Here is a 23,201-nt window from a genome sequence, read left to right on the forward strand (position 1 = left end):
CCCGGCTCTTTCTTTTTAAAAATGTCTTTGTGGGCATGTCCGTAGGGACATGTGCCACGATCGCTCGAGGTCGCGTCCGCGCAGCGACGATCCCCTGCCCGACTACTCGCGCCCGCGCTACAGTCGCCCGCATGCTCGCCCGTCCGCGCGCCTGCGTCGCCGTGCTCCTGCTCGGCGCCTGCCCCTCCGCCACCTCGACCAGCGCCACCACGACCGGCACCGGCGACACCACCACCGACCCCGGCCCCACCACCACCACCGAGCCCACCACCGGCGAGCCAGCGGGCTGGCAAATTGCGCTTGAGCTCGGCGTCGACCAGGGCGCGCTGTTCAGCGTGTGGGGCCCGCAGGCGGACGACGTGATCGCCGTCGGCGGCCAGGGCGTCGGTCCGACCTCGAAGGGCCTCGCGCTCCATTGGGACGGCGCCGCCTGGACCGAGCTCGCGCTGCCGCCGGGCACGACGCGCCTGCACTGGCTCGCGGGCGTGGGCGACGCGCTGTGGGCCGTCGGCGAGGCGGGCGTGGCCATCCGCCGCGACGGCGACACCTGGACCACGATCGCCACCGGCGTCGACGTCCCGCTGTGGGGCATCTGGGGCGCCGGCCCCGACGCGATCTGGAGCGTCGGCGGCGACGGCTTCGTCGGCGGCCCCTCGCTGCTGCGCTGGAACGGCGACGCCTGGACTCCCGAGTCACTCCCGCCGCTCCCCGACGACTGTCACGCCCTTTTTAAAATCGTCGGCACCGGCGTCACCGACGTCACCGCGGTGGGCGACCTCGGCGTCGTCCTGCAGTACGACGGCGCCGCCTGGACGCAGCAGGACGTCGGCTCGATCGCCGACCTGATCAGCGTCAGCGGCCCCACCCACGCGCGCCTCGCCGTCGGCGGCCGCGCCAACGCGCGCCTGGCCTGGTGGGACGGTCAAGCGTGGACGGGCGCGACGCTCGATCGACCGGGCCTCTCGGGCGTGTGGATCGACAGCGACGGCGACGGCTTCATCACCGGTTCGAACGGGCAGATCTTGCGAGTCACCGCGGGCGACCTCGAGCCCGAAGCCGAGCCGAGCCCGACCAACCTGCTGCTCCACGCCGCGTTCGGCTTCGCCGCGGGGCCGCGCTTCGCAGTCGGGGGCAACCTCGCCGGCATGCCGCCGCACGTCGGCGTCATCCTCCAGCACCCGGGTCCGTGAGCGCGTATCATGCCTCATGCGCTCGAACTCGCGGCACGTCCTGCTCCTGCTCGCTGTCTCCGCGTGCACGCCCGACGAGGGCGCGACCACCGACGCGACCACCGGCACCACCCGCGAATCGACGAGCACGAGCACCGGCGAGGACACCACCTCGACCGCCTCGACCACCACCGTCGCCACCACCGACGCGCCGACCACCGGCGACCCCGGCACGACCACCACCAGCAGCACCACCGGTGAAGCCGGCTACTGCTGGGGCTTCGACGCCGACGCTCCCGCGCCCTTCCTCGCGCTCTACGACTACCAGCACGCCGAGCTCGCCGAGGGCGTCACCCTGCCGCTCGAGTGCGGCGGCCAGGGCTCGTGGATGTTCGGCCTCTACCCCGAGTTCGGCGGCTACGAGCCGACCGGCGACTCGGTGGTCTTCGACCTCACCGTCGACGTCGACGGCTACGACATCAACCCTGCCGGCCACTTCTTCAGTGGCGAGGTCTACTACTACGTCGGCTGCGACGACGTCCTCGGCGGCGTCCTCGGCGTGGTCCCGATCATCCCGCCCGACGAGCTCCCCGACCCCGCCGTCCTCGACGGCCTGACGGCGAAGGTCCACGTCGAGCTCGACGCCGGCGGCCAGCTCGTCAGCTTCGACGCGACCATGCCCCTGTCGGCGCCCCCGGAGCTGACCGAGGACGGCTGCATGTTCCTCCTCGCCGATCCGCCCGACGACCTGCGCGCGCGCCCCTGAGCGCGCCTGTCTCTTCGGACACCTCGTGCGGAGGATCGACCCGTGAAGATGTACATCCTGATCCGCGCCAGCGTCCCGCTCGGGTTCGCCATGGTCGCCTGCGCCCACGCCTCCCTGGCTGCCTACCTGCGCTTCCGCGACGAGCCCGAGGTCGCCCAGTGGCTCGCCGGCCCGTTCCGCAAGGTCGTGTGCAAGGTCGGCGACGCCGAGTTCGCGGCCGCCCGCGCCGCCGGCGACTTCGTCGTCATCACCGAGTCCGCCCTCGACGGCGCCGAGGTGGCCCTCGCCTTCAAGCCGCGCGCCGAGTGGCCGCGGGCCTTCCAGTTCTTCCCGCTCTACCGCGCGTAAAACCACTGCGGTTCACGAATCCCGCAGGCCCAACGCCGCTCGGAAGGCCCGAGCGAGACCGCCGTACAAAGCGTCGCTCTCCCCTTCTGCGAGCGCGTTGGCGAACGCTCTCCGGTGGCTCGTGTCCTCGGGGACGTGCAACAACCAACACAAATGCCACTGAACCCGCGGCCACCAGTGCACCGGCGGAGCTCCTCCCAGGAGCTCGCGCCAGCGCGCGCTCCCAGGCCACGTCCCCGTCGACAACGACTGCGTCCACCCGAGCGCGAAGTACAGCGCCAGCATGGTCGGCTCGCTCGACCCACCGCCCTGTCGCTCGAGCGCCAGCCAGTTCTGTAGCACCCATTCGCGCTGCTGCCGGATGACCGACGCGTGGCGCTGCAAGTCGGCGTTGCCCTCGAACACCTCCGCGGCCGCGAACACGTGCCCTGCGTGGATCGCCAGCAGCCGGACGGTCGCCTCGACGGGCTCCTCGGACTGTTCGCGCGCACACGCCATGCCCAGCACGAAATTGTGGCCGTCGAGCGCCCGACATGCGTCGGGCCGCGGGACTTCGGCGCTCCCCTCGAGCACAGAGATGTTCAGTTGCTGGCCGAGATGGTAGGCCGCATTGAGGTTGAACTCTTTCAGCGGATATGAGTTGCCATAGTCGAACACCGCGACGTCGCCATACTCGTCCGGCTCCTCTTCAACACCCTCGAAAGCATACGGACTCGACCAGAAATCTTCAGGCGTCAAAGCGCTGGGGCCGGCGAGATAACTGAACCCGTGAACGCTGCCCATCCTATGATCGGCTAGGAGATCGAGCTCGACCGTCCCTCCCTGGCCAAGACATGGGACGAAGTGCGTCAGCCGGTGCACGAGGCAAGGCTCCGGTAACCGATGATGCTGCGCCTCGGTCGGTCTCGGACCCAGTCCGTAGAGCGTTGCGACCCGCATCGGCCCCCCACGGGCGAGCGGCAAGAGCACTTCACCCGGCATCACTCGCAACCATAGAGACGATCGTACACCACGAGCGGTCACCGCGTCTTCGAGCAGGAGAGCGTCGAGCACGAGTTGCAAGGCCGCTCCCGCACGCACGCACGAGTCGCCCTCTGCCATCAGCGCCATGACCCCCACCCCGATCACCTCGCTCGCGCGCCACCGTCGTCCGCGAAACAACTCGAGCACCGCCGATACATCGAGCTGAGACCACGCCCACCGCGCTATCTCCGCCAGCCATACCTTCGACAGCGGCCACCTCTCACTCGTCGGGAGCGGCCACATCCGCACCGCCAGCTCGATCGCCGCGCTGCCTTTGTCGGCTCGGGCACCGAGCGCGCAAAGCGTCGACTCGACCTCACCGGCAGCGGCGCACATCCAGGCGACCCATGAGGCGAGATGGACGGACTCACCTGTGACTCGCTGGGAAAACCACCGTCGCAGATGCGTACCATGGCGTCGGCTGAACCGCCAAAGACGCGCGAGCACAGCGCCCTTCTCTCGAAGCGGCGCCTCTGCGGCGCACATCGGCGCGACGGCCTGCGCGAAGATCTCCTCGACTGCAGCGTAGTCGAAGCTCGCCTCTTCCAGCAGACACGCCAGGAGGAACGACCACACCTCGCGCGGCGTGTCGCTCCGTTCCTTGACCCGTTGGAACAGCCGAGCACAACGCCTTTCATCCCCGGCGAGCAGACCGACCGTGAGCAGGCATGTCTCATGCTCGCGCGCGTCGGTCGACCGCTCGAGCAGCGTCTCCGTCGGATCGACGTCCGCTCGCACGTGCCAACAAGCCATCAAGTACTCTTGGAGGACGCGATGGACGAACGCGTGGCGACCAGGCGCGGCCTCCACGACGAGCCCGGAGACCTCGCCGAGGAACTCGATCCAGTCCCGTACTCTCGACCGCACTTCGCGGGCTTCGGGATCCAGCTGGCGCAGATAACCTTCCAGCGCATCGAGCAGGGCCCCCTGGTCGATCAGATGAGGCGTCGCGCCTTCCCGCAACCGCCCCATGTGCACCTCGACAGCCAGCCGCTCGAGCATCCGACGCTGGTGATCGATGTCGATCGCGGAGAACGACTTGCCTCGGGCCGCCGGCCAGGTATGGAGCAGGGTGTGAACGCATGACTCGTACAGAGCGACCCGCTCTGCAGGCAACCGCGACTCGTTGTGATGGATCAGCACCATGAGCCCCGCGAGCAGCGGGTTGCTGGCCAGCTCGCGGACGCTTGGATCCGCCGCGACGCTCACCAACAGATCTGTGGCACCACGACTGCTGCGGCCCTCCACCTCCGGGACCAGCGCCGCGTATGCACGGGACATGAACTCCGGCAGATCGTCATCGCGCAGGCCTTCGATCGCCAACCGAAGGAACCCCCCGTCGCCGGATGGCAGTGGTACCTCGTCGTATCCGACCATTCGGCTTGTGATCACCGCCGGAACACGCGGGTACTTCGCACAGAACGCAACGACGCGATCGCGGTACTTCTCGCGAGAAGTCGCGCCGCCCGCCTCGTCGAGACCATCGACGAGCAACACCGTGCGTCCCCGTTCGCTCAGCTCCTCGAGCTCCCGCTCGCTCACCGCCGCGCCGAGCCCCTTGGCGCGCTCCGCGAGGTATCCCAACAGCGACATCTGCGGGTGCTGGCTGCAGGCGTCGACATAGTCGCGCAGGGCGACATGAAGCGGGACGACCTCGGCAGGCACGTCGATCCCGGGGACTCGCGCCCCACCTGCGAACACCAGCGCCAAGAACCGCGACAGGGTGGTCTTTCCGCCGCCAGGCTCGCCGAGAATCACGACGCGGGCGGTCCCTCGCACCGGCGCCAGCAAGTGCGCGAGCAGCCGCTCCACTGTCCAGGGCGGCGTACCCCAGCGGCGCCGCAGCTTCGGCGGCACGAACACATGCTCCAGCCGCCCTTCTGGCTGTGCGTGTCCATGCCGGAGCCCGATGACCCTTATCGAGCCGGCCACCGCTCCTATCACCGCGCGATAGTGCCGGATCGTCGCGTCGCGCCGGGCGTCCATCTGCCCCACCGCGGGCCATTCTTCGGCGAACGCAGCGATCTCGGATTGACGACGTGCGCGATGAGTTTTCAACTCGGCGAACAGCTCTCCCACCAGGCCGCGCTCCTCTGCCATCCGCACCGCTGCGAACGCGATATCCCGCCGTGACGCGGGCGGCGACGGCAGGTCCGGCACCAGCACGCGAAGTTCCGAGCTCAAGGACAGCAGCTGGATCAGCTCCCGAGCTTCGAAGAGCGTCGTCAACAGCTCGACGAGTCGCCGCTCTCGCGTGGATTCGCGCATCATCGCACGAAGATGCGACGTCACGACGCGAGTCGTCAAGCAGTGCCCGGCCCGCCAAGCTTCGGCCGCTCCGCTCTCCGACGACTCCCGCCGAGCAGCAGGCTCGACAGACTCACGCGAACGATGGCATCGGTGCACGCTCCGTGCACCGATGCCATCGCCGCCGGACGGCGGGGCGTCACGCCGCGCCGACCGGCGACCCCGGGCTCACACGCCCTCGCAGACCTTCATCGTGCCGTCGAACGCCTGGGCATTCTGGCACACGTCGACGGTCGAGCAGCCGCAGGTGCCCTCGTAGCACTTGTCGGAGTACATCGTGCCGGCGCAGTCCGAGTCCTGGGCGCAGCCGCAGACGCCGCTGTTGCAGGTGGTGTAGCCGGGCACGCCGGACGCCGCGCAGTCGTCGTCGGTGCCGCACTCGCAGCGACCGGTGCCAGCGTTGCACACCGGGTGGCCGGTCTGGGCCGGGCAATCGGTGTTGGCCTCGCACGGGTCGATGCAGGCCCCGTTGTCGCACTTGACCCCGGTCTTGCCGCAGACGGCGATCTGCGCCCCGCCCTCGATCGGGTCGGCCATGACCTCTTCGAACGTCAGCGTCTCGCACATGATGAAGTCGCTGGGGACGACGGCGCACTTGCCGACGCCTTCGCCGATGTCGACGCAGGCGTAGCCCATCATGCAGTCCGCCTGGGCCGCGCAGTCGACGACCCACCCGCTGAAGGTCGCGTTGCACTGCGTGTCGGTCGAGCACGTGAGCGAGTCGTTGACGCAGCGGCTGTTCTGGCAGGTGTAGCCCATGTCCACGCCGCCCAGCGTGCAGTCCGCATCGCCGGCGCACTCCTCCTGGCAGAACTGGCCGTTGCCGCCGGCCGTCGGGTCTTCCGTCGTCGGGCCCGCGGTCGTCGGCACGTTCTCGGTGTCGGTGCCAGGCGTGGTGTCGGTCCCGGGCGTGGTTTCGGTCCCGGGCGTGGTTTCGGTCCCGGGCGTGGTTTCGGTGCCCGCAGTCTCCGTCGTCGGACCCATCGTCTGCGTGCCCTGCGTGCCCTGCGTCGTGTCCGTCGCTACGCCGGTCTCCGTGTCGCCGCCCTTGTCGTCACCGCAGCCGAGCGGAGCGAGCAGCGCCACGAACAGAGGAATCACCGGCGTCTTCACAAGAAATGAGAGTTGCATGGCCGCGAGGGTACATCACGCCGCCGCCGCCGACCACGCGCGGGATCGCAATGTGCGATGTGTTCTTTGAGACATATAGAACGTGTTTCGCCATCTCCGCCGTTTGCATGACTTTTTCCTTACGCGGTGAATAATCACAACAGCCCCGGCTGCGCCCTCGTCTGCGACGCCCGTCGAACGCGCAGCGGGCTCGGCCGTGACACGCGCGCAACACATGCACACGTCGGTGTGGGGCAATGCGAGCTATCCGGAGAATGCACGCTGCTCGCTGCTCGCGGGGCTTACCTCGGTTTCGGCAGTATCTGCGGTTTCGCGGCCCCGCGCGATCTGCCGCGGGCAACTGTAGCGAGCAGGCGTCCGCGCGCGCCCTTGCTCTGCCGTGGTGACGCCTTCGCGCGCGCCCGGTCGGACGCGGTCACGCCATTCACATCGCCGCCACCGCGTCGTGGACGCGCTCGAGCGCCAGGCCGAACGCGAACCACACCGGCGCGTAGTCGAACCGGATCAGCCCGTGCAGGTGATACCGCGAATAGCTGTAGTCCCACGGGCAGCGACCGGTCAATCGACACAGCGCCGCCCCGCCGACGTACTCGACGATGAAGATCAGCACGGTCCACAGCGCCCCGCGCCCGAGCCACGGCCAGCTGCGGATCGCCTCGTGGACCCGCTCGAACAGCAGCCCGCCCACGCCGTACAGCGGGAACATCCACAGGTACGTGTGACCGAGCAGCCGCAGGCGCTGCTCACGGCTCAGCTTCAGCAGGCCGACGTCGTCGCCCAGATCGCCGCGCACGCCGGTGATCAGCGCCGACAACGCCGTCCACAGGATCTCCGCGCACCAGCCGAACACTCCGTACACGAGAAGGTGGTGGCCCATGAGGTCCTCGCACGACGTCGACTCTGAGACATGACGCCGTCCCTCAGCCCCGCAAGCGGCCTTGGCCGCCTCTCCGCGAGCCTCCCGGCCGCGCCGCACAGGCCGGGCCGGATCGCCGCACGAATGCCGCGCAGCGCGGTCGAGCCTCTCGCGGCCGCCCGCCTCGCGCAGCCGGCGTCGCTCCGTGACTCGTCTCGCGCGACCGGCATGGTCCAGCGCGAGCGGTCGCTCGTCCGTCGCGTCAGCGGCCGGCGCCTGCTCGTCCGCTCACCGCATTGCCCTTCCGCCATGCCCGGAGGGTCATGTCCCGTGAGACACCTCAACCTCGCCGCGCCCGCGCGGCCGCCTGTCAGATCGCCGCCGGCAGGTCCCAGCTCTGGATCATGCCCTCCTGCGCCTGCAGGTACTTCGCGGGCACGTAGTAGAGCTTGCCGCTCGGGCTGACCGCCACGCGGCCCTTGTCGGGCATGGTCGCGAACACCTCGAACACCCCGGTGAAGGGCTCGACCGCCAGGACCTCGAGCGAGGACATCGACGCGTAGACGAGGCCCGAGAACGAGTCATGGCTGAGCCCCGTGACGTGGGCCCCGAGCTCGGTGACGAGCTCCGACTCCTTCGTGATCACGTTGTAGCGGTACAGCGCCCCGCCCTCGACCGCGACCAGCAGGTGCGCCGGGCTCACCGGCGCCGACGCGGTCACGCGCGCCGGGAAGTTGTGGACCACCGCCACCGTCGCCTGCACGAGGTCGGCCGTGTTGTACTCGCCGTTCGCGGTGCTGTTGCCGACGTACAGCACGCGGTCCTCGCCCCACGTCAGCCCCTGCGGCCCGGCGTCGGCCACCGGCGCCATGAACGGCCCGCCGCCCATGGTCTCGGTCGCCGGGATGACGATCGGCAGCGGATCGTCGGGGTCGTCCTCGACCAGCCGCGCGACCCCCTGGATGATGTCGCCGAAGCAGCCGCCGATGCACGTGTACGTGATCGCGACCTCGCCCAGGCCCTCGACCGGCTGCGGCGGCGCGACCGGCCCGGAGGCCACCGGCGGCACCTCGTGCAGCTGCGGGATCGTCAGCCGCCGCAGCACCTTGACCTCGCCCATGTCGAGGTTCGACACACCTGGCCATTCGGTCAGCTCGCCGTCGGGCCGCAGCCGCCGCAGGTAGTCGGTGCCGCTGCGCAGCGTCACCATCCACGCGGTGCAGTCGTCGGCGAAGTCGATGCCCATGATCTTCTCCGCGAACGGCCCGTTGAGCTGCTCCAGGCTCGGGTCCTGGCACTCGATCGGCCGGTCGCAGGCGCACGCCGCCCCCCAGCACGCGCCCGCGCTGGTACACGCCACGTCCGCGCACGGCGCCACCGGCACGCAGGCCCCCTGGCCGTCGCACACGCTGCCGGGCCCGCACTGCTTGTCGCCGCACGCCTCGCTCGCGCCCGCCAGGGTGCAGGCGTCGGCGAGCGCGTGGCAGGTGCCGGAGATGACGTCGCACACCTGTCCCTCCGGACAGGGATCTAATTCTTGCCCCTGGCACAGGGTGACGCACAGGTCGTCGACGCACTGCTGGTTGGGCTCGCTGCACGCCCCGCACCCGGCCGGCTCGGTGGTCGCAGTCGGTTCGCCGGAGGTCGGCGCGGTCGTGCTCGTGGTCGAGGCCGCGGCGCTCTCGGACTCGCCCTCGCTCGTGCTCGTCGTCGGCGTCGTGCTCGCGGTGGTCGACGGGCCCTCGCTCGTCGCGCCCGTCGGCGCCGTCGTCGTGCCCGCGCTCGGCGTCGCCGACCCGGAGTCGGCGCGCCCGTCGTCGCCGCAGCCCATCACGCCCACGCAACACACCAACCCACCCAGAGCCCATCGCTGCATTGTCCGCCGCTCCCCCGGCGCGCACGCTATCACGTCGCCGCGGGCGACGGCGCGCGCCGCAGGGCCCTGCGCCCGCGGACTGCGCGAGCGCCCGAGCGATCGCCCATACGCGCTCTTTCGGTCGGGTGAGCGCGCGGCGAGCTCTCCGGACATTGCGCCCTCGTCGCGGCGCTCGCGGCCCGCCGACAGCATCGCGCTTGACGCGTTCACCTCCGGCGCGAACAATGACCAATGCCATGAGGATGACAATGCAGCAAATGAAGCCATCCGAGCCCCCCGAATCACAGCCGGCCGAACCGACGTCGCGCGATGATTCCCCCGCATCGGCCCGGGCCTCCGCCACCCCGCTGTTCGCCCGTTATCTCCAGCGCTGCCTCCCGCTCAAGACCGGCGTCAAGGCCGGCGAGGGACGCGGGGGCAAATGGCCCTTCGGCGCGTGATCTGTTCTCGGCGTGCCCTGGGCGATGGAGCCCGGCGCCCGCGACCCGAAATTGCGCGGCCGCAAGAATCGCCAGCGCCGAGCTTGACGCGTCTTTCGTGCGTGGGAAAATGGTTCGACGATGGAGCCGAATATGAAGCCACAGGAATTGGAGCACGAGCAAAACCTCACCCGCGAGCAGCCGACGGCCGCTCCTCCTTCCCCACCCTCGGTCCCGTTCTTCGCGCGATACCTTGAGCGGCCGATGCGGGTGAAGACCGGGGTCCGGGCCGGCGAGGGCGGAGGCAAATGGCCCATCGCCGCCTGACCCCGCGAATCAAAGCACCGTGAAGCTCGCGCCATCATCACCCCCCGCGAGGTCGCCGATGACGGTCCTGATCGTCGCGTTCCGCGACTATCGCGACGACATCCCGAGCGTGACCGCAGCGCTGGCTGCTCGCGGCGCGCGATGGCTCCGCTTCGACACCGACACCTTCCCTGGCGCGACCAGCCTCTCGCTCGCGTACGGCGACTCGCGCGGGGCGGTCCTGCGTGCGGGCGACGAGCCGATCGATCTCGGCTCGATCTCCGCGGTGTGGCTTCGCGGCTTCCGCGAGGGGTCCGCCCTGCCGGCCATGGAGCCCGAATTCCACCGCACCTCCGTGCAGGCCGCGGAAGCGACGACGACGGCGATGCTCGCCGGCCTGGGCTGCTTTCAGCTCGACCCGCGAGAGATCGTGCGCCGGGCCGAGAACAAGCCGTTCCAGCTGCAGCTGGCCCAGGAGCTCGGCCTTGCGATCCCCGCCACCTTGATCAGCAACGACCCCGCGGAGGTGCGAGCCTTCGCGCGGTCCTGCCCGGGCGGCCTCGTCACCAAGATGGTCGTCCCGCAGTTCGTCCGCGAGGACGGCGAGGGCGAGCTCGAGAGCGTCTACACCAGCGTCGTCACCCCGGAGGAGCTGGCCTCGCTCGACGGCCTCCATCTCTGTCCGATGATTTTTCAGGAGAGGGTGCCCAAGGCGCTGGAGCTGCGCGTGACCATCGTCGGCCGCCGGGTCTTCACCGCGGCCGTCGACTCGCAGCTCGCCGACGGCGCGCGCGTCGACTGGCGCCGCGATCAGGGGCCGATCCTCGGCACCTGGCGCCCGCACGCGTTGCCGCAGGAGCTCGAAGACGAGCTGCTGCGGCTGCTCGACCGCCTCGGCCTCGAATTCGGCGGCGTCGATCTGATCTTGACCCCCGAGGGGCGCCACGTCTTCCTCGAGGTCAACCCGCTCGGCTCGTTCTCCTGGCTGGAGCAGCTCGTGTGGGCTGACACTGCCCCGATCTCGAACGCAGTCGCCGACCTCCTCCTCGGCCGCGCACCGCCGCGAATCTCGCGCCACTGACCGGGCGCGGCCTCGACCTTCTGCTACGGCGGACCGATCGGTCGCCGTGTTTTTTTTCCGGTCACGACGACGTCGCCGCGGCGGTCTAATCCGCCGTGACCATGACGCGCCAACCTCCCGACATCGACGCCGAGACAGTCACCCTCGCTGCTGCCGGCGACGCGGCCGCAGTCGAGGCGATCGTCCGCGGCCTCCAGGGCCCGATCCACGCCATCGCCCGGCGCATGCTGCTCGACCGCGACGACGCCGAGGATGCCACTCAGGAGTCGCTCGTGCGCATCGTCACCCGCCTCGCCCAGTTCCGCGGCGAGTCGAAGTTCACCACCTGGGCCTTCCGGATCGCCGTGCGCCGAATCCTCGACTTCCGCGAGCAGCGGGCCGCCGCTGCGCGCTACAGCTTCCCCGCGTTCGCCGAGCAGCTCGCCGACGGCCGGGACGACGGCGCCGTCGAGCGCGTCCAGGACGGCGTCCTCTACCAGCAGATCAAGCTCGCCTGCAGTCGGGCCATGCTGCACTGCCTCGACGGCGATCACCGGATCGCCTTCGTCCTCGGCGAATTGCTCGAGCTGTCCGCTGCCGAGGCCGGCGAGATCCTCGACATCGAGCCTGCCACCTATCGCAAGCGCCTCAGCCGCGCCCGCGCGGCCCTCACCGAATTCCTGACCCGCACCTGCGGCGTCGTCGATTCGCGGGCCCCGTGCGCCTGCCACCGCCGGCTCGCGCGCGCCACCGAGCTGGGCCGCGTCGACCCGCGCATCGGCCACATCGACGGCGACACCCTGGTCCAGCTGCGCAGCCACATCGCCTCGGTCTCCGAGGCGCGGCGGGTCACCGCCTTTTATCGCCGCGAGCCCGAGGTCCACAGCCGCCGCGACTTCGTCGCCGACCTGCGGCGGATCCTCGGCACCCTGCATCACCCCGCACCGGAGCATTCATGAACACTCACGCCATTTCCCCCGAATTCCCCTATACCAAGCATTCCATCGATGTCCTCGGCGCCAGGATGGCCTACGTCGACGAGGGCGAGGGCGACCCGATCCTCTTCATTCACGGCAACCCCACCTCCTCCTATTTGTGGCGCAACGTCCTCCCGCACGTGCGCCACCTCGGTCGCTGCATCGCCGTCGACTTGATCGGCATGGGCGACTCCGACAAGCCCGACATCGCCTATCGCTTCGACGATCACGCTCGCTACCTCGCCGGCTTCATCGCCGCGCTCGGTCTGCGGCGGATCACCCTCGTCGTCCACGACTGGGGCTCCGCCCTCGGCTTCGACTGGGCCATGCGTCACCCCGAGCTCGTGCGCGGCCTCGCCTTCATGGAAGCGATCGTCACGCCCATGCCGAGCTGGGACGACTTCCCCGCGGCTGGCCGGGCCATGTTTCAGGCCTTCCGCACCCCCGGCGTCGGCGAGCGGCTCGTGCTCGACGACAACGTGTTCGTCGAGCAGGCATTGCCGGCCTCCGTGGTCCGTGGCCTCACGCCCGCCGAGCTGCAGCACTACCGTGCCCCCTTCCTCGACCGGGCCGCGCGCCGGCCCGTGCTCGCGTGGCCGCGCGAGCTGCCGATCGCCGGCGAGCCCGCCGACGTGGTCGCCCGCGTCGAGCGCTACCGCGACGCCCTGTGCCGCTCCGATCTGCCCAAGCTGCTCTTCACCGTCGAACCCGGCGTCCTGATCCCCGCGGCCGTCGCCCGCTGGTGTCGCGCTCATCTGCCGCGGCTCGAGGTCATCGAGCTCGGTCACGGCCTGCACTTCGTACAAGAAGATCATCCGCACGCGATCGGCCGCGGCCTCGCCGACTGGCTGTCGCGCCTGCCCGAGTGACCGCGCCGCGCGCTCGGGGAACGCAGGAGCGGCCGCAGCGCACCCGTCGGCATCGACCTGGCTCTTCGGACATAATCTCTTGTTTAAACCCGTCTGTGCCGGCCCGGGCGAAAAAATGAGTCCGCGAGAAATTGGTCGACGGGCGGGAGACACCATACCCGCACGGTGCCGGCCAGAGGTCCGCGGCGAACGGCCTCATGTCCCCCGGGTCCTATGCATATCCCTCGTCGAAGCCCGACGTCGCGGGACCTCTGGCCAGCACCTTATTTTTCTCGAATCGACATACGACGTGCGCTCGGTCGACATGTCCATGAGGACATGTCCGCCCGTCCGCGCTCACGCCGGCTTGTGCACCTGGTACGTCGCGCACAGCGACTGCCACGCTTCGTCCGCCAGCTGGTACGGGCGGAAGCACCACAGCTCACTCAGCCGCCCCAGCCGCGGCTTCGCGGCCACCAGCGCCGCGACTGTCGCCTCATCGAATTCCGTCCCCGGCAGCTCCAGTCGCTCGAGCCCGCCTGCCCACGGCGCGTCCGGCAAGCCGCGCAGCAGTTCGTCGCCCTGCAGGCAGTAGCGCAGCTCCACGTGCCTCAGGCGCGGCAGCCCGCGCGCGGCGCACAGCGCCTCGAAGTCCGCCGACTGCCAGCCGACGTACCAGTCGTACTGAAAGTCGATCGCCAGCCGCTCGAGGGCAGGCAGCCGGGCCTCGCGCAGGAACTCGATCCCCGACCCGCGCGGCGTCGGTCCCGGGCCCCAGTCGCGCCGATCACTCGGGCCGAGCGGCGTCGACCCGAGCCAGCCGATCTCGAGCTCGCGCAGCGTCGCGTGTTCCAGCGCATCCAACCACAGCTCGGCCCGCGGCAGGCTCAGCATCGTCAGCGCCGGGCACTGCGCCAGCACCCGCGCGATGGTCCGCGTCGCCACCCACTGCACCCAGTCGCGCTCGTGCGAGCGGTCGCACGTCAGCGCGAGCGAGCGCAGCTGCGGCCACGGCCCGGCCGCGACCACCAGCTCCAGCGCCCAATCGAGGTCGTTGCGCCCGCGGCCGTTGCTAGCGAGGGCGATCCGCCGTAACTCCGGCGCGCGCTTCAGCATGACCTGCAGCGCCGCCAGGATCGGCGCCACGTCGCCCGGGTCGTCGATCTCCAGCCCCAGCGACTCACTCGCCTCGTCGAGCTCGAGCACGTCTTCCCAGCGGTCGCTCCAGTGCCGCCGGCGATCGAGCACCAGCCGCTGAAGCCGCGGCGGCAGCCCCACGGCCGCGATCGCCTCGGCCAGCGCCGCGAACTCCTCCTCGTTGCCGCCCAGATCGCAGCGCAGCGTCAGCGCCCGCAGCCGCGGCTCGGCGCACAGCCTGTGCCACCACCGCAGCCCGCGATCGACCATCAGCGCCAGGTCCAGCGGCGAATCACCCGCCTGTCGCAGCTCCTCCGGCAGCTCCTCCGCGCTCACGCCCGCGAGTGTACGCCGTTTCGAAGCACCGGCGCCGGCTTCCCCCACGCGCGATACCGCCAGCCGCGCCCCCGCGCCGACCCCCGGCATCGCGCCACTCCCATCAATCAGAGATCCTCAGCGATGCACTATCATCAATGACCATTCGCTGCCGGCGCCCGCGCCGCTGTCACGGATCCGTGACGCAGCGTCGAGCTCCCGTCACCGAGCTGCCCGCATTGTCGCCTGACCTGCGCGGTAGTTGACACGATCGTCGCCCAATCTCCCGCAGAGCGTCGGCCGGGCGTCATGTTCGAGCATTAGCGTCCCCGCGCCGGCGCTCGCTCGACGGCAGGAGACCTCGATGCCTCGCACTCGCTTCACGCTCCGCCTCACTCATCCTGCTCTGTGGCTCGGCCTGATCGTCGCGCCCGCGTGCGGCGACGACTCCGCCGCCGCGACCGACACCGCCGGCACCGACGGCCAGCCCGGTGAGCCCGGCGAGCCCGGCGAACCGGGCCAGCCCGGCCAGCCCGGCCAGCCGGGGGAGCCTGGCCAGCCCGGCGACCCCGGTGAGCCCGGCGAGCCCGGCGACCCTGGTGAGCCTGGTGAGCCTGGCGATCCTGGCGACCCCGGCGATCCGGGCGAGCCCGGCGACCCCGGCCTCGACTTCGATCGGGCCCCGCGCTCGAGCGTCGTCGCCCTGCACTTCGCCGACGACCTCGGCACCGGCGCGACCGACATCGCCGGCCTGGTCAAGACGCTCACGGGACATGTCGCGACGGACAGCTTGCCGATCGGCCTGCAGTTCCCGCTCGCGCCCGCCTCGACCGACACCGTGCGGGTGATCGCCGGCCTGCGCCACAACGTGCTCGTGCGCTGGCTCGACCCGCTCGGCCACGAGGACCAGCCCGAGTCGCCGCGGTTCGGCGCCAACAATGATTATATCGCCTACTTCGGCGACGGCTGGAACGACGCGCCCGGGGCCGTCCCGCAGTGGCACGGCAGCGGCAGCGGCGCGTGGCTGTGGGTCAATCACGAGTACATCTCCGGCAGCAGCCCGACCAGCACCTCCGCCCCCGACGGCCAGCACCTCACCTTCGCCCAGTTCCTCTACCGCCTCGAGCTGCTCGCGCTCGACGTCGGCGGCGACCTCTGGGACGACGCCTCGCTCATCACCTACGGCGCCGAGTACAAGCGGCAGCTCGGTGGATCCTGGCTGCATGCGGTGCAAGATCCGGCCAGCGGCGAGTGGTCGCTCGACCGCAGCCGCCCCGCAGTCCGCTACGACTCCACCAGCGCCACCCTCACGAAGATCACCGGCCTCGCAGGCCTCAGCGGCGACAAGGACGACGCCGGCGCCGATCTGCCGGAGGGCGTCGTCGCCGGCATCCTCGGCGACTGCTCGGGCGGTCAGACCCCGTGGGGCACCGTCCTCACCGCCGAGGAGAACGTGCAGGACTACTACGGCGACATGGAGACCTGCTGGAACGGCCAGCAGTTCGTCGCCGGCGCCGGCTGTGACGCCGGCCAGGACATCGCGCTCGACGTCGCCGCGAGCGACAGCAGCGAGTTCGGCCGCTCGCCCGATCCGAACGCCAGGCACGCGCGCGACCTCTACGGCTATCTGGTGGAGATCGATCCGGGCGCCCCGGCCGACGAGTTCTACGGCAAAAGCAGCCCCGGCGTCGGCCACCGCAAGCTCGGCGCAATCGGCCGCGCGCGCTGGGAGAACGCCACCTTCGCGGTCGACGGCGAGTGGAAGCCGCTGGTCGGCGAGCCGCTCGTGATCTACGGCGGCGACGATCGCCGCAGCGGGCGGATCTTCAAGTTCGTCTCCAAAAACCCCTACACCGCCGACATGACGAAGGCCGAGGCGCGCGCGCTGCTCGACGAGGGCGACCTCTACGTCGCGCACTTCGCCGACCTCGACAACACCACCGGCACCGAGCTCGCCGGCGGCGTCGCGCCGACCGAGGCCAATCCGGGCCAGGGCCGGTGGATCCGCCTCTCCGTCGACAACACCACCGACGACGCCCCCAACGCCGGCAGCGCCGCCGGTCCGGCCGGCACCAAGGTCGGCGCCGCGCTGAAGTCTGCCGAGTGGAACGCGATCGGCGGCCTCGCCACCGACGACGACGTGCGCCGGGTGCTGTTCACCACCTGCAACAAGCTCGGGGTCATGGAGCTCAACCGGCCCGAGGATCTCGAGTGGAACCCGAACGACCCGAGCGGCACCCCGCGGCTCTACGTCGCCTTCACCAAGCACGGCGGCCAGACCGCGCTCGACGGTGACGGCGTCCTGTTCGCGCCCGACGAATACGCCGAGAAGGCGCCCAAGCGCAGCGACGCGGTCGGCACGATCTTCGCCATGCAGGAGGCCGACCCGGACAAGCCGGGCAGCTCGCTGACCTTCACCTACTTCAAGGCCTTCCATGGCAGCGAGGGCGACGGGGTGTTCGACGCCGCCGACCCGGACAACCTCGTCATCGATCGCAACGGCGGCGTCTGGTTCGGCACCGACGGCAACTTCGGCGTCAGCGGCCACGCTGACGCGGTCTACTACCTCGACCTCGATCCGGCCCACAAGGCGGGCGAGCCCGGCATCGTCAATCCCACGTGGGGCAAGGCGCTGCGGGTCGTCGCCGGCCCGAGCGACAGCGAGGCGACCGGTCCGGCGCTGAGCAGCGACATGCGCACGCTGTTCTTCTCGGTCCAGCACCCGGGCGAGGCCGTCTACTCGGCCTGGCCCGGCACTCCGTAGGAACTTCGGGACATGTCACGCATGCACGGCCAGGGCTTCCACTTCGCCTCTGCGCTCGCCCTGCTCGGCCTCGCGGCCGGGCAGTGGTGGCTGTACGACCGCGCGAGCTCGGAGGCCGCGGCCGCGCCTGCGCGCACCACTGTCGAGCATCACGACCCGCTGGCCGTCGCGCGCGCCGCCGGCCTGCGGGACGGCAACGCCGAGGCCTCGATCCCGCCGCAGTGTTACACGCGGACCGGCGCGCGCTCCAACCCTTGCTACGCCTGTCATACTGCCTCGCAAGATCCGAACGGCATGAACGACTGGCACTTGCAGGAGGAGTACGCCTTCTCCGACGAGGGCCGCGTCAACCACTGGACCAACCTCTTCGTCGATCGTCGGCCGGCCCTCGCCGCGATCGCCGACGACGACGTCCTCCGCTACGTGCGCGAGGACAACTACCGCCCGCTGCGCGAGGCCCTGCAGGGCCGCAGCGACTTCGCCGGCTACGTCCCCGACCTCGACCTCGCCGCCGGTTTTGGCCCCGACGGCCTCGCGCGCGACGGCAGCATGTGGCGGACCTACGCCTACAAGCCGTTCGTCGGCGCCTTCTGGCCGACCAACGGCAGCGCCGGCGACGCCTTCATTCGCCTGCCGCCATCCTTCAGGACAGGTCCTGAAGGCCATGTCTCCGAGGACATCTACAAGCTCAACCTCGCGGTGCTCGAGGCCGCGGTCGCCGCTCCGGCCAAGCTACCCGCAGGGTTCGCCTGGCCGACCGAGCCGCTCGACGAGCGCGTGGTCGGCGTCGACCTCGACCGCGACGGCCGGCTCGGCGCTGCCACCGTCCTGCGCGGCTTGCCGACGCACTACTTCGGCGGCGCCGCGCGCCAGCCGGTGCGCCGCGGCGTCTATCCCGAGGGCACCGAGTTCCTGCACAGCGTCCGCTACCTCGACCCCGACGTCCCCGGCCTCGTCGCCGCGCGCATGAAGGAGCTGCGCTACGCGAAAAAAGTCGACGAGCTCGACCGCTGGGCCATCCTGCGCGCCTACGAGGAGGAGTTCGACTCGCGCCAGGAGGGCCAGCTGCCGCGCTGGAAGGGCTCGCCCGAGGTCGGCCTGCTCGGCGACTTCGGCTGGCAGCTGCAGGGCTTCATCGAGGACGAGCAGGGCCGCCTGCGCCTCCAGACCGCCGAGGAGCACCGCTTCTGCATGGGCTGCCACAACGGCATCGGCATCACCGTCGACCAGACCTTCTCGTTCCCGCGCAAGCTGCCGGGCGCGCGCGGCTGGAAGTACCAGGACCTGCGCGGACTGACGGACGTGCCCGCCGCCGGCCACGCCGAGCCCGAGTACCTGACCTACATGCGCCGCGTCGGCGGCGGCGACGAGCTGCGCGCCAACGCCGAGATGCTGGCCCGCTTCTTCCCCGGCGGCGCCCTCGACGAGACCGAGGTCCGCCGCGCCGCCCCCGGAGGCGACCGCGACCTCGCCTGGCTGCTCGCCCCCTCGCGCGACCGCGCCCTCGCGCTCGACAAGGCCTACTGGCTGATCGTCCGCGAGCAGTCGTTCACCCGCGGCCGCGACGCCACCCTCGCCCCGGCCGAGAACGTCCACCGCGAGATCGGCAGCAAGGCCACCGAGCTGGCCGCCGCCGAGACCCGCTGGCTCGACGCCCGCCTGCAGCTCGCCTGGCCCGAAGTACAGGCGGCCGCGACCGCGACGCCGTGACTGCCCGCGTCCGCCGGTTCAGCGCAGGCGGCTGCCCGCGTCGCCCCGCTCATCCGCACGCCGCCGCCAGCGTCAGCCGGTGCAGCCCGACCAGCTCCGCGCGATCGAGCGTCGGGCTGATGTAGCCGCCCGCCAGCACGAACGCGACCGCGGCCCCGCGGCGGCGGCACCACTCGAACACCAGCCGCTCCCGCGCCGCCAGCACCTCCGTGGTGATGCCTGCCAGCGCTCCGTCGCCGCTGCGCTCGTGGAGGTCCATCCCCGCGTTGTAGATGCACAGCTCGAATCGCGGAGCCGCGCGCTCCAGCGCCGCCAGCCGCTCGCGCACCGTCGGCAAGTAATCCGCGGCTTCGCGCACCAGGTCGAGCGTCCACCGCTCGGATACCTCGTACACGTCGTAGTCGTCGACCGACACGTCGACGTGCCACACCCGCGGCTCATCCGCGAGCAGCGAGTGCGTCCCGCCCCCGCAGTGCGCGTCGAAGTCGAGCACCAGCACCGCCCCCGCCCCGGCCTGCAGGGCCGCTCTCGCCGCCAGCGCCAGCCCGTTGAACGTGCAGCTGCCCGCGCCGTGCCGCCGCCGCGCGTGGTGCAGCCCGCTCGACAGCGACCCGGCCGTGCCGCTCGCCAGCGCCGCCCTCGCCGCCGCCACCGCCCCGCCGTTCGACGCCCGCACCATCGTCCACAGCGCGGGATCCCAGGCGAAGCCCTGCGACTCCGCCAGCTCGCGCGGCTCACCCGTGCGGACCGCCTCGACGTACGCCGGATCGTGCACCTCGCCCATCTCGGCCGCGGTCAACGGCTCCGGCGCCCGCACCTCGATCCCGGCGATCGGAGCCGCCGTCAGCGACTCGTACGTCCATTGCGCCTTGCGCGTGGTGTCGAACTCGTGCCGCGCCAGCACGTAGTCGGGGCTGAAGTAGACCGGGACGGAATGCACCATGGCGTGAACGTACTACGAACATTGGCCCGGAGCGAGCCGCCCGCGAACGCGCACGATCGCCCGCGCCCGCACGCTCATCGCTGTCTCTTCGCACATGTGTTCTTCGCCATGCCCAGAACGCCCCATCACAGCTCCGGACAGTCTCCGTACGGATTCGGCGACTCCCGGCACCAGGCCTGGTAGTACGTCCCCGGCGGATTGGGCTCGGACTGCCACAGCTCGAGCGCGAGGTTGTAGCCCTCCTCGGCGCAGCGCGGGTCGAGCTCATCGTCGGTGCGGACGATGTAGCAGCGCGGCGAACCGCCCTGGCTGGCCCACTCGCCGTCCACGCGGACGCACGGCGGCACCGGATCCCACGAGCGCAGGGCGAGGTTGACCGCGCTGACGTCGCAGACCGGATCGAGCCCCGGCGTCTCCGGGTCCCAGTCGCGGACGCAGCCCGGGTAGCAGCTCGGGCCCAGATTTTCGCTCGCCACCCCGGCGACCTGCGTGAACGCGTCCGACCAGTCGGCCTCGCAGATCGACGCCGCCGGCAGCTCTTCGAGCTCGGTCGCGTCGTCCGCCGCTAGCAGGCGGACCGGCGGCGGCGCGGCGACCGTGTCGCTGCAGCCGGGCCCGATCCCGTGCTGCGTCTGGAACCCGGGCTCGTCGGCGTCCGCGTACGGGACCGCCTGCCCCTCCGGCGGCACCCCGGCGACGCTGAACAGCCGCACCCGCGCACGGAGGTCGAACGTCTGCCGCAAGAGCTGCAAGTACTGCAGCATCTCGGTGAAGTGCTGCGCCGGCGTCAGCACCGCCTGCTCGGGGCTGGCCTCTGCACCGTCGTCCCCGCGGTCGATCGGCCGGCAATCGTCGTAGACCGGCCCGGGCCCGTCGCAGACGACGCCGGCGCGCCAGCAGATGCCCGGCGACAGATCCGGCAGCTGCAGGTCGCCCCAGAACACCTGGTTGTCGCTGAAGATCGCCTCGTGCCCGGGCGCGACCGAACAGTCGTTGCCCGCGCTGACCACCACCACCAGCAAGTCGGCCGTCTCGCGCAGGAAGCCGTACGCGGGGTCGGCCTCGTCCTCCGAGCGCGCGACCGCCCGCTCGAGGCTGGCGAGCGGGCTCGTGAACTCGCAGCCCGCGACCCCCTGCGGCACCGCGCAGCGCAGCGCCTCGGCCAGGTCGACCCCGTCCGGCAGGTTGTCCCAATTCCCCGCGACCTCGAGCCATGGCCGCACCGCGACCTCGCCGTCCAGCCCCAGCGTCGGCGTCAGCCCCAGCGACGGCAGCGAGCACGCGGCAGTGCACGCCTCACGCGCGTCGACCCCTGCGTCCGCGTCCGCGAATTCGTCGAGGCGCGCACGGCAGCTCTCCATCCGCAACGCTCCCACTTCGGCGGCCGCACACCGCGGGTTGCCGGCGTCGGTGGTCGTCACCCCGAAGCGCAGCGACGGCTGCGGCTTCGTCGCCTGCAGCGCCGCGGCGAACGCGGTCATCGCCTCGGCGAGCTGCGGCAGGCGCGGCGCGATCGCCGGGCTGTCGTCGATGACGAACAGGACGTCGAGCTCGTTGAAGAGATCCAGCTCCACCGGGTTGTTGCCGGTGCTCGGAAACCCCGGCGTCGACATCGGCGTGACGCAGGCCCCCTCAGCCCCGTCCGGCCCCAGCAACACGCACACCTGTCTCTCGGGACAGTCCCCGACCACCGCGCAGGCCCCGACCACCGCCGGCTCGTCGGCGCAGCCGGGCCCCAGGCTCACGACGAGCGCAGCGCGAGCACCGAACCGCGCCACCCCGCGAGCCGCCTTGAATCCGGGCACCCGGCGACGTTACCCTGACCGGCGATGCCCTCCAAGCCGAACCGTCGCCGGTGCGTCCTCGCGCTCGGCCTCGGTCTGGTCGCCTGCCCCGAGCCCGCGAGCAGCGAGGGCGCCTGTCTGTCGCCCGGGCGCCCCGTCGAGGAGTCCACGAAGATCCCCCTCCTCGACCTGGCGCCCGAAGCTCCGCCCTGGGCCTCGGATCTGAACTGGTACTGCGAAGAACCACCGCCCGAGGCGCTGCTCCACGGCACGTACAGGTCCGAGCTCATCTGGGTCGACGGCGAAGAGTGCGACCCCTGCGACCTCGAGCGGATCGCCAGCCTCGCCCTCACCCAGGTGTGCTACGGCGAAGGGCCGCCGACCATGCGGCTGCTCTGTGGACCCGTCCCCCTCTCGCTGCAATCGTGGCAGCGCAAGGGCTGCGCTTACGCGGTCGCGGTCACGAACAACTGCATCGAGGATTGAGTTCACCCGGTTCCGGGGCAGTCCGTCGCGCGACTCGACCTCATCCCGCGGTCCCGGCAATCATCACAGTCGCTACCGCGCCGCGCCGGCCTCACGCCGCGGCCGACGAGCCGCGCAGCCCGGAGATCACGTCCTCGAGGCGGTCGTAAGACACTTGCATGCCGCCCTCCATGCCCGAGTCGATGTGCCCGTCGCGGTGCTCCTTGCACGAATGCTTCACCAGAGTCCGCATCGTCGTCACCCCGTCGACCTCCTCGAACGTCATCGTGTTGAGCGCCTCGCCGTCGGGGAAGCCCTCGTACACCTCCGTCGACACCAAGCGGCGCGGCCGATCGATCTCGCGGAATTCTCCGTGGAAGCCGACCTCCATGTCGTTGTCGCGGATGACGTAGCGCCAGCGGCCGCCCACGCGCAGGTCGACCTCGCAGACCTGCCACTCCGACGTCTCGAAGCCCCACCAGCGCTTGACCAGCTCGGGCGTGGTCCAGGCCTTGAAGACGAGCTCGGCCGGGTAATCGAAGGCGCGGGTGATGAGGAGCTCGGTGTCCGACGGCAGGGTGACGACGGCCGAACCATGGCGATTGGGGACATTCTTGTTGCTGGTCATGACTGCTTCTTCTCCTGGGATTGGAGCTCGGCGAGGAGGTCGTCGAGCCGGTCGAGACGGGTGTTCCAGGTGCGCTCGAAGGTGCGTACCCAGTCGTGGATGGGCTTCAGCGCCGGACCGTTCAGGCGGTACCAGCGGTGCTTGCCGTCGACCCGCACGTGCACGACCCCGACTGCCCGCAGCACGCCGAGGTGCTTGGACACCGTCGGCTGACTGAGGCCCAAGCGCTCCGCCAGCTCGCCGACCGTCGCCTCCCCGCTGCCGAGGGCATCGAGGAGGTCGCGTCGGCTCGCCTCGGCGACGGCGTTGAAAACGTCGGTGGTCGTGGGCGTGCGAGCCACTTCGATATCATATTCCCATATCGGAATA

Annotated in this window: 19 protein-coding genes; 10 read left to right on the forward strand and 9 right to left on the reverse strand. The window is 70.8% G+C overall.

From position 1 onward, the window contains the following. Window positions 1-131: 131 nt before the first annotated feature. From OV090_RS12105 to OV090_RS12115, 3 genes are read left to right on the forward strand one after another with little or no spacing between them, the layout of a single operon-like run. Complete coding sequence (locus OV090_RS12105; RefSeq protein ID WP_267703755.1) at window positions 132-1,190, forward strand: hypothetical protein; 1,059 nt, start codon at window positions 132-134, stop codon at window positions 1,188-1,190. A gap of 16 nt (window positions 1,191-1,206) precedes the next feature. Further along, window positions 1,207-1,935: a hypothetical protein gene (locus OV090_RS12110; protein WP_267703756.1), complete on the forward strand. Its 729-nt coding sequence runs from the start codon at window positions 1,207-1,209 to the stop codon at window positions 1,933-1,935. Window positions 1,936-1,983: 48 nt separating this feature from the next. Further along, window positions 1,984-2,283 carry a hypothetical protein gene (locus OV090_RS12115; RefSeq protein ID WP_267707098.1) on the forward strand — a complete coding sequence of 100 codons (300 nt, stop codon included), beginning with the start codon at window positions 1,984-1,986 and terminating at the stop codon, window positions 2,281-2,283. 12 nt (window positions 2,284-2,295) lie between these two features. Here the strand turns inward: OV090_RS12115 and OV090_RS12120 are convergent, their stop codons facing one another. The 4 genes from OV090_RS12120 to OV090_RS12135 form a co-directional block, all read right to left on the reverse strand. Next, entirely contained in the window at window positions 2,296-5,598 is a 3,303-nt protein-coding gene (locus tag OV090_RS12120) for an NACHT domain-containing protein (protein WP_267703757.1), read from the reverse strand. 183 nt (window positions 5,599-5,781) lie between these two features. Beyond that, window positions 5,782-6,744 carry a hypothetical protein gene (locus OV090_RS12125; protein WP_267703758.1) on the reverse strand — a complete coding sequence of 321 codons (963 nt, stop codon included), beginning with the start codon at window positions 6,742-6,744 and terminating at the stop codon, window positions 5,782-5,784. A 424-nt stretch (window positions 6,745-7,168) separates the two neighbouring features. Continuing rightward, complete coding sequence (locus OV090_RS12130) at window positions 7,169-7,621, reverse strand: hypothetical protein (protein ID WP_267703759.1); 453 nt, start codon at window positions 7,619-7,621, stop codon at window positions 7,169-7,171. A 349-nt stretch (window positions 7,622-7,970) separates the two neighbouring features. After that, entirely contained in the window at window positions 7,971-9,440 is a 1,470-nt protein-coding gene (locus tag OV090_RS12135; protein ID WP_267703760.1) for a hypothetical protein, read from the reverse strand. Between the two features lie 293 nt (window positions 9,441-9,733). On the opposite strand from OV090_RS12135, the gene OV090_RS12140 reads away from it, so the two are divergent. The 4 genes from OV090_RS12140 to OV090_RS12155 all read left to right on the forward strand — a co-directional run bounded on the left by OV090_RS12140 (window position 9,734) and on the right by OV090_RS12155 (window position 13,107). Then, a complete protein-coding gene (locus OV090_RS12140) occupies window positions 9,734-9,916 on the forward strand; it encodes a hypothetical protein (RefSeq protein WP_267703761.1) in 183 nt (60 codons plus the stop codon). Window positions 9,917-10,280: 364 nt separating this feature from the next. Beyond that, window positions 10,281-11,282 (forward strand): MvdC/MvdD family ATP grasp protein, encoded by a 1,002-nt coding sequence (locus OV090_RS12145; RefSeq protein WP_267703762.1) that lies wholly within the window; start codon window positions 10,281-10,283, stop codon window positions 11,280-11,282. 101 nt (window positions 11,283-11,383) lie between these two features. After that, window positions 11,384-12,220, forward strand: coding sequence for an RNA polymerase sigma factor (locus OV090_RS12150; protein ID WP_267703763.1), 837 nt, complete (start codon window positions 11,384-11,386; stop codon window positions 12,218-12,220). Further along, window positions 12,217-13,107, forward strand: coding sequence for a haloalkane dehalogenase (locus OV090_RS12155; protein WP_267703764.1), 891 nt, complete (start codon window positions 12,217-12,219; stop codon window positions 13,105-13,107). Before OV090_RS12150 ends, OV090_RS12155 begins: the two co-directional genes overlap by 4 nt. Window positions 13,108-13,443: 336 nt before the next feature. On the opposite strand, the gene OV090_RS12160 is transcribed toward OV090_RS12155, so the two are convergent. Beyond that, window positions 13,444-14,559: a hypothetical protein gene (locus tag OV090_RS12160; RefSeq protein ID WP_267703765.1), complete on the reverse strand. Its 1,116-nt coding sequence runs from the start codon at window positions 14,557-14,559 to the stop codon at window positions 13,444-13,446. A 343-nt stretch (window positions 14,560-14,902) separates the two neighbouring features. Between OV090_RS12160 and OV090_RS12165 the strand changes: the two genes are divergently transcribed. Together OV090_RS12165 and OV090_RS12170 are read left to right on the forward strand one after the other, a co-directional pair. Then, on the forward strand, window positions 14,903-17,302 hold the full coding sequence (locus OV090_RS12165; protein ID WP_267703766.1) for an alkaline phosphatase PhoX: 2,400 nt from the start codon (window positions 14,903-14,905) through the stop codon (window positions 17,300-17,302). Window positions 17,303-17,314: 12 nt separating this feature from the next. Beyond that, the gene (locus OV090_RS12170) at window positions 17,315-19,012 is read left to right on the forward strand and encodes a hypothetical protein (protein ID WP_267703767.1); all 1,698 of its coding nucleotides are present in this window, start codon (window positions 17,315-17,317) and stop codon (window positions 19,010-19,012) included. A gap of 49 nt (window positions 19,013-19,061) precedes the next feature. Here OV090_RS12170 and OV090_RS12175 read toward each other — a convergent pair whose 3' ends face one another. Both OV090_RS12175 and OV090_RS12180 read right to left on the reverse strand, forming a co-directional pair. Then, a complete protein-coding gene (locus tag OV090_RS12175; RefSeq protein WP_267703768.1) occupies window positions 19,062-19,955 on the reverse strand; it encodes a hypothetical protein in 894 nt (297 codons plus the stop codon). A 125-nt stretch (window positions 19,956-20,080) separates the two neighbouring features. Next, window positions 20,081-21,700 (reverse strand): hypothetical protein, encoded by a 1,620-nt coding sequence (locus OV090_RS12180; RefSeq protein WP_267703769.1) that lies wholly within the window; start codon window positions 21,698-21,700, stop codon window positions 20,081-20,083. 84 nt (window positions 21,701-21,784) lie between these two features. Here OV090_RS12180 and OV090_RS12185 point away from each other — a divergent pair, with 84 nt between their 5' ends. Then, window positions 21,785-22,225: a hypothetical protein gene (locus OV090_RS12185; RefSeq protein ID WP_267703770.1), complete on the forward strand. Its 441-nt coding sequence runs from the start codon at window positions 21,785-21,787 to the stop codon at window positions 22,223-22,225. A 91-nt stretch (window positions 22,226-22,316) separates the two neighbouring features. Here OV090_RS12185 and OV090_RS12190 read toward each other — a convergent pair whose 3' ends face one another. Then, on the reverse strand, window positions 22,317-22,832 hold the full coding sequence (locus OV090_RS12190) for an SRPBCC family protein (RefSeq protein WP_267703771.1): 516 nt from the start codon (window positions 22,830-22,832) through the stop codon (window positions 22,317-22,319). Next, on the reverse strand, window positions 22,829-23,173 hold the full coding sequence (locus OV090_RS12195; RefSeq protein WP_267703772.1) for a metalloregulator ArsR/SmtB family transcription factor: 345 nt from the start codon (window positions 23,171-23,173) through the stop codon (window positions 22,829-22,831). Before OV090_RS12195 ends, OV090_RS12190 begins: the two co-directional genes overlap by 4 nt. Window positions 23,174-23,201: the final 28 nt, after the last annotated feature.

The sequence above is a fragment of the Nannocystis sp. RBIL2 genome (assembly GCF_026626745.1).
Lineage (GTDB): Bacteria > Myxococcota_A > Polyangia > Nannocystales > Nannocystaceae > Nannocystis.

Excerpts from the sequence above, each read along its gene's own strand:
- OV090_RS12105 (WP_267703755.1), top strand. The coding sequence starts at position 132 with ATGCTCGCCCGTCCGCGCGCCTGCGTCGCCGTGCTCCTGCTCGGCGCC.
- OV090_RS12110 (WP_267703756.1), top strand. The coding sequence starts at position 1,207 with ATGCGCTCGAACTCGCGGCACGTCCTGCTCCTGCTCGCTGTCTCCGCG.
- OV090_RS12115 (WP_267707098.1), top strand. The coding sequence starts at position 1,984 with ATGTACATCCTGATCCGCGCCAGCGTCCCGCTCGGGTTCGCCATGGTC.
- OV090_RS12125 (WP_267703758.1), bottom strand. The coding sequence starts at position 6,744 with ATGCAACTCTCATTTCTTGTGAAGACGCCGGTGATTCCTCTGTTCGTG.
- OV090_RS12130 (WP_267703759.1), bottom strand. The coding sequence starts at position 7,621 with ATGGGCCACCACCTTCTCGTGTACGGAGTGTTCGGCTGGTGCGCGGAG.
- OV090_RS12140 (WP_267703761.1), top strand. The coding sequence starts at position 9,734 with ATGAAGCCATCCGAGCCCCCCGAATCACAGCCGGCCGAACCGACGTCG.
- OV090_RS12145 (WP_267703762.1), top strand. The coding sequence starts at position 10,281 with ATGACGGTCCTGATCGTCGCGTTCCGCGACTATCGCGACGACATCCCG.
- OV090_RS12150 (WP_267703763.1), top strand. The coding sequence starts at position 11,384 with ATGACGCGCCAACCTCCCGACATCGACGCCGAGACAGTCACCCTCGCT.
- OV090_RS12155 (WP_267703764.1), top strand. The coding sequence starts at position 12,217 with ATGAACACTCACGCCATTTCCCCCGAATTCCCCTATACCAAGCATTCC.
- OV090_RS12165 (WP_267703766.1), top strand. The coding sequence starts at position 14,903 with ATGCCTCGCACTCGCTTCACGCTCCGCCTCACTCATCCTGCTCTGTGG.
- OV090_RS12170 (WP_267703767.1), top strand. The coding sequence starts at position 17,315 with ATGTCACGCATGCACGGCCAGGGCTTCCACTTCGCCTCTGCGCTCGCC.
- OV090_RS12175 (WP_267703768.1), bottom strand. The coding sequence starts at position 19,955 with ATGGTGCATTCCGTCCCGGTCTACTTCAGCCCCGACTACGTGCTGGCG.
- OV090_RS12185 (WP_267703770.1), top strand. The coding sequence starts at position 21,785 with ATGCCCTCCAAGCCGAACCGTCGCCGGTGCGTCCTCGCGCTCGGCCTC.
- OV090_RS12190 (WP_267703771.1), bottom strand. The coding sequence starts at position 22,832 with ATGACCAGCAACAAGAATGTCCCCAATCGCCATGGTTCGGCCGTCGTC.